Annotated in this window: 12 protein-coding genes; 10 read left to right on the top strand and 2 right to left on the bottom strand. The window is 73.3% G+C overall.

Annotated elements, in window-relative coordinates; genetic code table 11:
* A partial coding sequence (locus ACFVIM_RS28175) for a hypothetical protein (RefSeq protein ID WP_384306956.1) occupies positions 1 to 196 on the bottom strand: 196 nt, incomplete at its 3' end.
* Positions 197 to 466: 270 nt separating this feature from the next.
* Between ACFVIM_RS28175 and ACFVIM_RS28170 the strand changes: the two genes are divergently transcribed.
* From ACFVIM_RS28170 to ACFVIM_RS28160, 3 genes are all read left to right on the top strand, one after another.
* Positions 467 to 1,999 (top strand): MFS transporter, encoded by a 1,533-nt coding sequence (locus ACFVIM_RS28170; RefSeq protein WP_384306954.1) that lies wholly within the window; start codon positions 467 to 469, stop codon positions 1,997 to 1,999.
* Between the two features lie 94 nt (positions 2,000 to 2,093).
* Positions 2,094 to 2,717: a GNAT family N-acetyltransferase gene (locus tag ACFVIM_RS28165; protein WP_384306951.1), complete on the top strand. Its 624-nt coding sequence runs from the start codon at positions 2,094 to 2,096 to the stop codon at positions 2,715 to 2,717.
* Positions 2,714 to 3,325, top strand: coding sequence for a DinB family protein (locus ACFVIM_RS28160; protein ID WP_384306949.1), 612 nt, complete (start codon positions 2,714 to 2,716; stop codon positions 3,323 to 3,325). Before ACFVIM_RS28165 ends, ACFVIM_RS28160 begins: the two co-directional genes overlap by 4 nt.
* 233 nt (positions 3,326 to 3,558) lie before the next feature.
* On the opposite strand, the gene lysA is transcribed toward ACFVIM_RS28160, so the two are convergent.
* Positions 3,559 to 4,923 (bottom strand): diaminopimelate decarboxylase, encoded by a 1,365-nt coding sequence (gene lysA, locus ACFVIM_RS28155; RefSeq protein ID WP_384306946.1) that lies wholly within the window; start codon positions 4,921 to 4,923, stop codon positions 3,559 to 3,561.
* Positions 4,924 to 5,360: 437 nt separating this feature from the next.
* Here lysA and ACFVIM_RS28150 point away from each other — a divergent pair, with 437 nt between their 5' ends.
* The 7 genes from ACFVIM_RS28150 (at position 5,361) to ACFVIM_RS28120 (ending at position 10,543) form a co-directional block, all read left to right on the top strand.
* Entirely contained in the window at positions 5,361 to 5,813 is a 453-nt protein-coding gene (locus tag ACFVIM_RS28150; protein ID WP_384306943.1) for a hypothetical protein, read from the top strand.
* A gap of 219 nt (positions 5,814 to 6,032) precedes the next feature.
* A complete protein-coding gene (locus ACFVIM_RS28145; RefSeq protein ID WP_384306941.1) occupies positions 6,033 to 6,371 on the top strand; it encodes an antibiotic biosynthesis monooxygenase family protein in 339 nt (112 codons plus the stop codon).
* Positions 6,368 to 7,258 (top strand): NAD(P)-dependent oxidoreductase, encoded by an 891-nt coding sequence (locus tag ACFVIM_RS28140; protein WP_384306938.1) that lies wholly within the window; start codon positions 6,368 to 6,370, stop codon positions 7,256 to 7,258. Before ACFVIM_RS28145 ends, ACFVIM_RS28140 begins: the two co-directional genes overlap by 4 nt.
* On the top strand, positions 7,255 to 8,388 hold the full coding sequence (locus ACFVIM_RS28135; protein WP_384306936.1) for an amidohydrolase family protein: 1,134 nt from the start codon (positions 7,255 to 7,257) through the stop codon (positions 8,386 to 8,388). The genes ACFVIM_RS28140 and ACFVIM_RS28135 overlap by 4 nt, the downstream gene beginning before the upstream one ends.
* On the top strand, positions 8,385 to 9,641 hold the full coding sequence (locus ACFVIM_RS28130; RefSeq protein WP_384306933.1) for a cytochrome P450: 1,257 nt from the start codon (positions 8,385 to 8,387) through the stop codon (positions 9,639 to 9,641). The genes ACFVIM_RS28135 and ACFVIM_RS28130 overlap by 4 nt, the downstream gene beginning before the upstream one ends.
* A gap of 246 nt (positions 9,642 to 9,887) precedes the next feature.
* Positions 9,888 to 10,304: a hypothetical protein gene (locus tag ACFVIM_RS28125; RefSeq protein WP_384306930.1), complete on the top strand. Its 417-nt coding sequence runs from the start codon at positions 9,888 to 9,890 to the stop codon at positions 10,302 to 10,304.
* Positions 10,301 to 10,543: a hypothetical protein gene (locus ACFVIM_RS28120; RefSeq protein WP_384306927.1), complete on the top strand. Its 243-nt coding sequence runs from the start codon at positions 10,301 to 10,303 to the stop codon at positions 10,541 to 10,543. The genes ACFVIM_RS28125 and ACFVIM_RS28120 overlap by 4 nt, the downstream gene beginning before the upstream one ends.
* The last annotated feature ends 106 nt before the right edge of the window (positions 10,544 to 10,649 follow it).

Here is a 10,649-nt window from a genome sequence, read left to right as displayed (position 1 = left end):
CCGCTACGGTGATCCGTCCGGTGATCCGTCCGGTGATCCGTCCGGTGATCCGTCCGGTGATCCGTCCGGTGATCCGTCCGGTGATCCGTCCGGTGATCTGTAGGGCCCATCCGTCGGGCCCATCCGGGCCGACGGTCGTACGGGCGCGATGCGGATGGCCGCCGTCAGGGCGCGGTCCGGGGCGCGACCACTCCATCGAGGGCGTGCGGCGCCGATGCCCGCCTCCTCGGCCCCAGGAGCCTCCCCCGACCCGCGGATACCCGACCCTCGGACGCCCCCGATGCTCGCCCCTCGGGTGCCCGCCCTCGATATCCGCCCTCGATACCCGCCCTCGGATATCCACCCCTCCGATATCCAGCGAGAAGGCGGCGGTGATACGGCGCGAGTGGGCCATCCAGCGCAAAAATGATACGTTGATGTCTCACCGTAGACGTGTTCGTATCATTCATTGCTGATGGAGCCTCCCATGTCCCTCCTCGCCGCGACCCCTGTCGCGGACCGTGTCCACGCGCGCCGCTGGATCGTCCTCGCGATCCTCTCCGGCAGCCTGCTGCTGATCGCCATGGACACCACGATCCTCAATGTCGCCTTCCCCTCGCTCGTCGCCGATCTGCGGCCGGGCGCCGTCGAGCAGCTGTGGATCATCGACGCCTATGCCCTGGCCCTCTCCGGCCTGCTGGTGACCGCCGGGGCGCTGGGCGACCGCTGGGGGCGCAAGCGGCTGCTGCTGGCCGGTTTCGCGCTCTTCGCGCTGGCGTCGCTGGGCGCGGTCTTCGCCACCGAGGCGTGGCATGTGATCGCCGCCCGCGCGCTGCTCGGCGTCGGCGGTGCCGCGATCATGCCCGCCACGCTCTCGATCCTGCGGCATGTCTTCACCGACGCCCGGGAGCGGGCGTTCGCGTACGCGGTGTGGTCGGCCGTCATGGGTGGTGGCATGGCGCTCGGGCCGGTCGTCGGGGGACTGCTGGTGGAGGACCACGGCTGGGAGTCGGCGTTCCTGCTCAACATCCCGGTCGCGCTCGCCGTGATCGCCCTCGGCAGCTGGCTGCTGCCCGAGTCGTTCGCCCCGCGCGCCGGACGCTGGGACTGGACCGGTGTCGCCCAGTCCATCGTCGGTATGGTCGCCCTGGCGGGCGGTATCAAGCAGCTCGGCAAGAACGGGCTCACCGAGCCCCTGCCCTGGCTGACGCTGGCGCTCGCCGCTGTCGTCCTGACCCTGTTCGTCCGCCGTCAGCTGCGTCTGGCCAACCCCCTGCTCCAGGTGCGCCTGTTCGCCGGCCGCGCCTTCAGCGTCTCGGCGATGGCCATCTTCCTGGGCATGGTCGCCCTCGGCGCCGTGCTGTTCCTGCTCACCCAGTGGTTCCAGTACGCCCAGGGCTACTCGCCGCTCCAGGCGGGTGTGCGGGTGCTGCCCGCGCCGCTGGCCCTGGTGGTGACCTCGCTGCTCGCCCCGGCGTTGATGCGGGCGCTGCCGATCCGCCATGTCATGGGCGGGGGGCTGGTCGTGATGGCCGCGGGGCTCGCCCTGCCCTGGCTGGCCGTGGGCGGTGACGGTGAGCTGCCCTACCCGGTGGTGGCGGCTGCCCTCGCGCTCATCGGCTTCGGCGCCGGAGTGGCCATGACGGTGGCCTCGGTCACCCTGATGGCGGCCACCCCGTCCGAGCATGTCAGCGGGGCCGCCGCGATCGAGGAGACCTGCTATGAACTCGGGGCCGCCCTGGGTGTCGCCTCCCTCGGTTCGCTGGCGGGCGCCCTCTACCGTGACGGTCTGTCCGACTCCGTACCGGCCGGGGCGCGGGACTCGGTGGGCGAGGGTGCCTACGCGGCCCAGACGCTCGGTGGCGCCGACGGGGCCTCGCTGCTGGACCAGGTGGCCCGCGCCTTCACCCACGGCATGACGCCCGCGTACGCCGTCGGTGCCGTCCTGGCCCTGGGCGCCGCCGCGACCGTCTGGGCCTGGATCCCCCGGGGTCTGCGCCCCACTGAGAACGCTCACTGACCGCCCGTCGGTGGTGCGGCGGCGCTGTGGAATCCGGACGGCCGGTCCGCCGGGACCGGTCGGGGAGCGCGGACGGATACGGCACACTGCACCGATGCGTGATCATGTGGAAGTGTCGGAAGCGCTGGGGCTGCGCACGTGGTCGGCGCGGGACGCGGAGGCCGTCCTGACCGCGTTCGCGGACCCCCTGATGCGGGGGCAGGCCAGTGAGCCGGTGGTGTCACGGGACGCCGCGGAGCGGTGGCTCGCCGAGCGGCGCGAGCGATGGGAGGCGGGCTCGTCCTTCGCGTTCGCGGTCGTCGACGAGCGCGACACCGCCCTGGGCAACGTGGCGGTCGGCGCGGTCGACCGGCGCCATGGTGTGGGGTGGGTGTCCTACTGGACCACCCCGGCCGCCCGTGGTGGCGGCGTCGCCTCCCGGGCCCTGCGGGCCCTGTCCCGCTGGGCCTTCGATGACGCCGGACTCTTCCGCCTGGAGCTCGGCCACCGGGTCAACAACCCCGCTTCCTGCGGTGTCGCCAGGGCGGCCGGGTTCGCGGTGGAGGGCGTGGAGCGGCAGCGGCTGGAGTACGACGGGGTGCGCTTCGACGTGGAACGGCACGCCCGACTGGCGACGGACGAGGATCCCGTGCGCCGGGATGGCCGGGCCGGTGGATCCGCCGCGCGGCCGGACCGAGGCGTGGGCGGTGATCACCGGGACGGCAGACTGGCCCCATGAACGCGACTGACACGCTGAACTCGCGAGACCCCAAAGACGACTTGTTCTTCTATCTCCAGTCCGCCCGTGACGCGTTGCTGTGGAAGCTCGACGGACTCTCGGAGTACGACGTCCGCCGCCCGCTGACCCCGACCGGCACCAATCTCCTGGGCCTGGTCAAACACGCGGCCAGCGTCGAACTGGGCTACCTCGGCGACACCTTCGGGCGCCCCTCCGACGAGCCGACGCCCTGGCTGGAGGAGGACACCGAACCCAACGCCGACATGTGGGCGACCGCCGACGAGTCCCGCGAGGAGCTGGTGGCCTGCTACCGCCGGGCATGGGCGCACGCGGACGCGACGGTCCGCGCGCTGGCGCTGGATACGGTCGGTACGGTGCCGTGGTGGCCCGAAGGCAGGAGCGAGCTGACGCTCCACCACGCCATCGTGCGGGTGATCGCCGACACCCACCGGCACGCCGGGCACGCCGACATCCTCCGCGAACTGATCGACGGTTCCGTGGGCATGGACGAGAACAACACCAGCATCCCGCCCGGCGACGCGCACTACTGGCAGGAGCACCGGGACCGGCTGGAGCGGGTGGCCCGGGAGGCCGGCGGACGGGCATGACGGCCGCCGCCGGACCCTGAGTCCCGAGCGGGCCCGCCCCCGCCGGAGCGGCTGCCCCGGGGGGCGGGCCCTACGGAGGGCGGGGCCCACCGGCCCGGTTCGGACACCGGGAGCGGGCGGGGCCGTACGGGAACACCGGGAGACCATCCGCTACGACGGACAGCTCACCCCGGCGGCCAGGGGTGGTCCGGGGAAACCGTCCCGTTCTGGCGCGGACGGTTCTCCTCCATGGGTCACCGGGAGGGCGCGCCGGTGGAGGCCGTCGTGGCTCCCGTCCCCGCCAGACCGCCGCCGGTCCGGACGGCCAGCCGCTCCCCGGGCCCGTCCACATCCAGCCGCACCAGGTCCTCCTCGGTCTCCCGGCGCACCACCACCCGCGCGTAGCCGTCGCGGACGAAGACCACCGCCGGACGTGGCAGCTTGTTGTAGTTCGAGGCCATCGCGTACCCGTACGCGCCCGTCACCGGGGTCGCCAGCACATCGCCCACCCGCAGCTCCGTGGGGAGCGCCGCGTCGTCGATCAGGATGTCGCCGCTCTCGCAGTGCTTGCCCACCACCCGGGCCCGCGCCGGTCGGGGCGCCTCGGGGCAGCGGGGGAGGAACGCCTCGTACCGGCCGGAGTAGAGCGCGGGGCGCGGGTTGTCACTCATACCGCCGTCGACACTGACATAGGTACGGACGCCCTCGATCCGCTTGATGGTGCCGACCCGGTAGAGCGTCAGCCCGGCGCGCGCGACCACGGAACGGCCCGGCTCGACGGTCAAGGGGCCCCGCCAGCCCGCGCCATAGGCCGCCTCCCTGACCCCCGCGGCCCACCGCGCGAACGAGGGAGGCGACTGGTCCGACTCGTACGCCACGCCGAGCCCGCCGCCCACCGTCAGCCGTTCCGCGCCCACCTCGGCCGCGAACCGCGCCACCACGGCCGCGCCCGCCGCCAGTTCGGCGACATCGAGGATCTGGGACCCCACATGGGCGTGGATGCCCTCCCACACCATCGCGGGCGAGGACTCGGCCCGGCGCACCGCCGCCAGGGCGGCGCCGTCGCCGACACCGAAGCCGAACTTGGAGTCCTTGCCGCCGGTCTGGATGGAGGCGTGGGCACCGGCCGCGACACCGGGGGAGACCCGCAGCAGCACCCGGACCGGAGGCAGGGACTCCGTGGCGTGGAGCCGCTCGATCCGGTCCATCTCGTCACCGCTGTCGACGACCACGTGGCGCACCCCGGCCGTCAGGGCGGCGCGCAGCTCCCGCTCGTCCTTGTTGTTGCCGTGGAGCACGATCCGCGAGCCCGGGACGCCCGCGCGCAGCGCGACCCTCAGCTCGCCTCCGGAGGCGACGTCGAGCAGCATCCCCTCCTCGTACGCGAGCCGCGCCATGGCCGTGCACAGGAACGCCTTGGAGGCGTACGCGGCGCCGTCGGGGCCGAACGCGGTAACGGCCTCGCGGCAGCGCCGCCGCAGATGCTCCTCGTCGTAGACGAACAAGGGCGTGCCGAAGCGCCGTGCGAGAGCGGTCAGGGGCACCCCGCCGACGGCCAGTCCCTCCGGACCGGCCTCGGCGGTAAGGGGCAGCAGCGCGGCGGCGACGGGTGACGACATGGTTCCTCCCCGGAGGCTTGGTCACCGCCCATCCTGTGCCGACGAGGAGGCGGGGAAAAGCGGATTCTTCCGGGGGTGAGCATCGGCATTGTTGATGCTCGTCTCCAGGGGACCGCGCTCAGGACGTCACCCGCGTTCGAGGTGCCGGTGGTGTGCTCCCAGGCCCGGGCCCTCCGCGCCGCCTCCGGAACGGAAAGGGGCACCGGGGCTCGTTCCTTGGCCGGGAACACCGATCTCGCCGGGGCGGGAGTCAGCCATCCCGCTGTTCAGATCGAGGAACGTGGAGAGGGTGTGAACCGCTCGGACATCACACCCGTGAACAGCTGTGGTGAGGTTGAGCCCCGGTCACCCCCGCCAGCCCCACGGCTGCCCTCCGAACCGCCACGCACCAACACCGTACGCAGGACAGAGCCCCCGTCTGCCCCCGGAGGTGCTGCATGGCACACGACGACATGGCGTGTTCCGGTCCGGTCGGACCAGACCACGAGCGGACGCCCGAGGCCACCGGCTGGATGTCCCCTTCGCGACCGCGACTCCGGCGAACAGCCCCGCCGACCGCCCCGCCGACCACCCAGCCCCGCACCACCCGTGAACCCGCGCCGGAGCGCACCCCGGCTCGCACGCGCTCCGGCGCCACCCCGGCCGACCGGCGTCCGGCGCCACCGCCCGTCGGCCCCCCGCACGGGCGGCGCCCGGCCCTGCCCGGACTGCTCGCCCATCCGCTGGCCGCGTCCGCGCACTGCGCCCTGATCGTCGACTCCCTCGTCCGGCACCGGCGGGACGAACTGCGCTGGAAGGGCCGCCCGGTCCGCCCCGCACCCGCCCCTCCGGTCCGCCCCGCACCCGCCCCTCCGGTCCGCCCCGCACCCACGCCCGACCGCCCCGAATGACCGAACCCCCGCCCCCGCCCCCGGCTCCTCCCGGCCCCCGTGACACACCTGGACGGCGCACCGGCGCCGGGCCACGGAGGGTGATCACCCGAGTGGGGGAGCGGGCGCGGGCGGTGGGGCCCGGGGTTGACCGGCCCGCCGCCACGCCGGAGTTGCGGCCCCCCGGGACCCATGAGTCCGTTAGGACGTGCTCCGCACATCCCAGCGGCAGGAGGAGACATGCGCACCATGCAGAACGGCCAAGCGACCGACAAGCTGTCCGTGGTGTACTCGGTTCACGTGGTGGAGGGCGGTGAGCAAGGCTTCCTGGAGGCGTACGACCGCATACGGAAGTCCGTGGCCAGCGTCCCCGGTCATCTCATCGACCGGCTGGGCGAGCCCATCGACGACTCCCGCCAGTGGGTCATCACCAGCGAGTGGGAGACGCCCGAGCACTTCTTCGCCTGGCTCCAGGGCGAGGACCACCGGGCGCTGCTGGAGCCGTTGCGCCGCTGGGTGGACCAGACCCAGTCGCTGCGGTTCCGCGTCATCCAGGAGACCGTGGGAGCGACACCATGACCAACCCCAGCGCGACCGGCCCGGTCGCCGTGCTCGGACTCGGCACCATGGGCAGCGGGCTCGCCACCCGCCTGCTCGACCAGGGCGTCCGGGTCCGGGTCTGGAACCGCACCGCCGAGCGTGCCGAACCGCTCGCGCGCGCGGGCGCCGACGTCGCCGCCCACCCCGCCGAAGCGGTCGCGGGCACCACGGCCGCGATCTGCGCCGTCGCCGACAGCGAAGCGCTCGCCCGGGTGCTGCGCGGACCGGACGGGATCCTCTCCGCCGGGCCCTACCCCGGCTCGCTGGTCTGCGCCTCCACCGTGGCGCCCGATGATGTCGTCCGTCTCACCGGCGATCTCGGCTCGGTCCTGGACGTCGGCATGCTCGGCAACCGCGAACACGCCCGCAGCGGTCAGCTCCGCCTCTTCGTCGGCGGTGAGGAACGCGTCTTCGACGCCGGGCGGCCCCTGCTGGACCTGCTCGGCAAAGAGGTCGTCCACCTCGGCGCCCTCGGCTCGGGTATGCGGATGAAACTCCTGCTCAACCTGCTGATGGGGATCGAGGTCCAGGCCATGGCCGAGGCCGTCGAACTCGCCGCCGCCTCCGGCCTCGACCGCACCCGCGTCCTCGGCGCCATCGCCGTCAGCGGGTTCGCCTCGCCCGTGATGGCCTTCAAGTCCAAACGGCTCGCCGCCGGACGCTTCGACCAGCCCGACTTCCGGCTGCGGCTGATGGCGAAGGACCTCCTGCTCGCCACCGAGCAGGCGGAGGCGGCCGGACTGCGGCTGCCCCTGCTCGCCGCCGCGACCGGGACCCATCTCCGGGCCACCGAGGAGGGCCACGGGGACGAGGACTGCGTCGCCGTCGCCCACGCACTCGCACCGACCCCGGGAATCCGTACATGATCATCGATATCCACGGCCATCTCTCCCCGCCCGAGGCCGCCCGGCGCTTCCCCATGCCCCCCGCCCTGACCGATGTGGACGGCATGCTGGCGGCCCGCGCCCAGGCCGGGATCGACCTCACCATCATCGGCAGCCCGGTCGGCGCCGGAGCGATGGCCCGGGTCCCGGGCGTCGACAACTACCGGCAGCCGCGCGACAAGCTGCGCGCCTTCCACGGCTGGCTCTCCGGGGTGATCTCCACCTTCCCCGACCAGTTGCGCGGCTACGTCTATGTCAACCCCTTCGGCGACGACGACCATCTCGACGGGGTCCGCGAGACCCTGGCCGACCCGGCTTTCGTCGGTCTGATCACCACCTCCAGCGTCCATGGCGAACTCCTCGGCTCCCCGCGCGCCGACTCCTTCTTCGCACTCGCCGCCGAGACCGGCGTGCCCGTGCTGGTCCACGCCCCCGCCGAGCCGATCGGTACGGAACGGGTCGAGGACCTCGGTTTCGTCGAACAGATCGGCCGCTTCAACGACGTCTCGCTGGGCATGGCGATGATCGCGTTCGCGGGCTGGCTGGACAAGTACCCGTCGCTGACGCTGATCGGTGCCACCGGGGGAGGGGCGCTGGCGCTGCTGCCGGAGCGGCTCCAGACCGCCGCACGCCCCCGGCACTGGGGCGGACCACCCCCCGGGGGCGCCCCCGGGGGCGCACGGCCCGGCGGCGCGCCCACCGGTCCCGGTGCGCGCGGTCCCGGCGCGCCCGGCGCGTCCGGCCCGCCCCGGGCGGACCTCCCTGGCAACGGCCCCACGGACCCCTCGCGTTCCGCGGCCCCGTCACCAGGGGACGCGGACGGTTTCCCCGGCCCGTCGCGGGGCACCGGCCCCTCCCGGTCCCCCGACCCCGCCGCCGCGCTGCGCCGCACCTACGTCGACACCAGCGTCTTCAGCCCCGCCCACCTCGGCCTCAACGCCGAGGTCCTCGGCCCCGAGCGGATGCTCTTCGGCACCGACTCGCCCCCGCTCTCCGTCCCCCTGGAGGAGTACATCCGGGCGGTGGAGAAACTGCCGATCGACCGGGCGTCCCAGCAGCGCGTCCTCGGCGGCAACGCCGAAGCCCTCTTCGACCTCCAGGAGCGCCCGTGACCACCGTCGACGACCCCGCGCAGGCCGCGGCGCGCTGCACCCCCGAGTTCCGGCGCGACCCCTACCCGGTCTACGGACATCTGCGGGACCACGCCCCCGTCTGCCCCCTACGTCCCCCGCACGGCCTCGACACATTCCTGATCACCCGGTACGAGGACGCCCGCGCCGCCCTGTCCGACCCCCGTCTCAGCAAGGACATGTACGGGGCCATCGAGGCGTACCGGAGGATCTTCGGCGACTCCTCCGTCGCGCTCGACGACAACATGCTCAACTCGGACCCGCCCAAGCACACCCGGCTGCGCAAGCTCGTCAGCTCCGCCTTCACCCCACGCCGGGTCGAGGCGCTGCGCCCCCATGTCCGCGATGTCGTCGACCGGCTGCTGGACGAGTGCCCGACCCGGGAGCCGGTGGACCTGCTCTCCGCGTTCGCCTTCCCGCTGCCGATCATCGTGATCTGCGAACTGCTCGGCGTCCCCCCGGAGGAACGCGCCCAGGTGCAGGCATGGTCCACCACCGTGGCGCACACCGGGTTCGGCAAGGAGGCCAAGGAGGCGCAGGCCCGCGCCGAGGAGAGCCTGCACGACTTCTTCGCCGACCTGGTGGCGCACAAGCGCGGCCGTCCCAGCGAGGATCTGCTCAGCGCGCTGATCGCGGCCCAGGACGAGAACGGCACCCTCACCGACCAGGAGCTGATCTCCACCGCGTTCCTGCTGATGTTCGCGGGCCACAAGACGACCGCCTATCTGCTCGGCAACGCCGTCTACCACCTGCTCACCCAGCCCGGACAGCTGCGCGCGGTCCGGGAGGATCCCGAGCTGCTCGGCCCGGCGGTGGAGGAACTGCTGCGCTACGACGGTTCGGTGGAGAGCGCCACCTTCCGCCACGCCACGGAGGACCTGGAGATCGCGGGCGTACGGATCCCCCGTGGCTCGCTGGTGCAGATCGCGCTGAACTCGGCCAACCGGGACCCGCGGAAGTTCGACGAACCGGACCGGTTCGACGTGCGGCGCCCCGGCCGTCCGCAGACCGCGCATCTCGGGTTCGGCCATGGCGTCCACTACTGTCTGGGCGCCCCGCTGGCCCGGCTGGAGACCCAGCTCGGGCTCACCGGGCTCTTCGGCCGCTTCCCCGAGGTGACCCTGGCCGACCCGCAGTGGGAACCGCCCTGGCTGGAAGTGCCCTTCCCGGCCTTCCGGGGGCTTCGGGAGCTACCGGTCGTCCTGGTGCCGCCGAATGAGGAAACCCCCTACTGACATGGGGTGTTGACGGACAGGTGACGCATCGGCGTGCCGAATCGGCGCGTCACCGGTCCGTGGTGGGGGAGTCGGTAGCGTGGCGCCATGGCTGATTCTCTGCCGTCTGCGTTCCCCGCGCCGACTGTGTCGTCCGCGTTGTCCGAGTCGGCGTCCGTGCCGTCCGGGCGGTCCGTGTCGCCGCCGCGGCCGGGTCCGCCCGTCGCGCCCGCGTCGCCGGTGCCGTCGGTACCCTCCGTACCCTCCGTGCCGTCCTCGCGATGCGCGCCACCGTCGCCCTCGGCACCCCTCGCGCCCTCGGCGCCGCCCGTGCTCTCCGACGCCGACGAGGAGGCGGTCGTCCGCCGCATCCAGGCCCAGAACGACGCCTTCGCCGCCCTCGACAGCGAACCGCGGACCTACGCCATCCGGGCACCGGTCCTGGTCACCGTCCACGGTGAGCAGTTCGCCGTGCCGCTCACGGTCAAGGACGTCCGCCGGGCGCTCCCCGGTCCGTCGCGGGACGCGTTCGACGAGGAGCTGTCCGCCTCCCCGCCGCACACCCTCGGCCGGGTGATCCGCCGCTGGGCCCTGGAGGTCATTCCCGGTGACGCGCTCGACCGCGTCGACGTCCTGCTGCGGGCCGAGCAACTCGCCGCGCGCCTCGGGACGGCCGCCGCGTGAGCTATCGCGTCGCCTACGCCCCCTTCGCGGAGGAGGCCCTGGGCAAACTCCCCGACCCGGACCGCTTCAAGGCGGACGTGGTCCGCACGATCGGCGCCAACACCCATGGCCATGGCTCGTCGCAGGTCGGCACCGACCGGGACCGCCGGGAGGTGGTCGTCTCGGAGGTGATCCTGCGCTATGTCGTCTCGGCGGGCATCCTCACGGTCACCGTGGTCCGGCTGATCCCCGAACCCTGACCCGCCCCGGGTATCCGGCGCCCGGCCCCGTCACACGCCCCCGCGTACACGCGCGCGCCGGGAAGCCAACCGCTCCCCGGCGCGGACGTACGAGACGGTCCGGCCC

This window comes from Streptomyces sp. NPDC057638 (assembly GCF_042800315.1).
In the GTDB taxonomy this organism is placed as follows: domain Bacteria; phylum Actinomycetota; class Actinomycetes; order Streptomycetales; family Streptomycetaceae; genus Streptomyces.
This window is presented reverse-complemented; position numbering and strand designations above follow the sequence as displayed.

Bases quoted from the DNA above. Each gene is read 5' to 3' on its own strand.
- ACFVIM_RS28165 (WP_384306951.1), top strand. From the start codon at position 2,094: ATGCGTGATCATGTGGAAGTGTCGGAAGCGCTGGGGCTGCGCACGTGG.
- ACFVIM_RS28150 (WP_384306943.1), top strand. From the start codon at position 5,361: ATGGCACACGACGACATGGCGTGTTCCGGTCCGGTCGGACCAGACCAC.
- ACFVIM_RS28135 (WP_384306936.1), top strand. From the start codon at position 7,255: ATGATCATCGATATCCACGGCCATCTCTCCCCGCCCGAGGCCGCCCGG.
- ACFVIM_RS28170 (WP_384306954.1), top strand. From the start codon at position 467: ATGTCCCTCCTCGCCGCGACCCCTGTCGCGGACCGTGTCCACGCGCGC.
- ACFVIM_RS28160 (WP_384306949.1), top strand. From the start codon at position 2,714: ATGAACGCGACTGACACGCTGAACTCGCGAGACCCCAAAGACGACTTG.
- ACFVIM_RS28140 (WP_384306938.1), top strand. From the start codon at position 6,368: ATGACCAACCCCAGCGCGACCGGCCCGGTCGCCGTGCTCGGACTCGGC.
- ACFVIM_RS28145 (WP_384306941.1), top strand. From the start codon at position 6,033: ATGCGCACCATGCAGAACGGCCAAGCGACCGACAAGCTGTCCGTGGTG.
- lysA (WP_384306946.1), bottom strand. From the start codon at position 4,923: ATGTCGTCACCCGTCGCCGCCGCGCTGCTGCCCCTTACCGCCGAGGCC.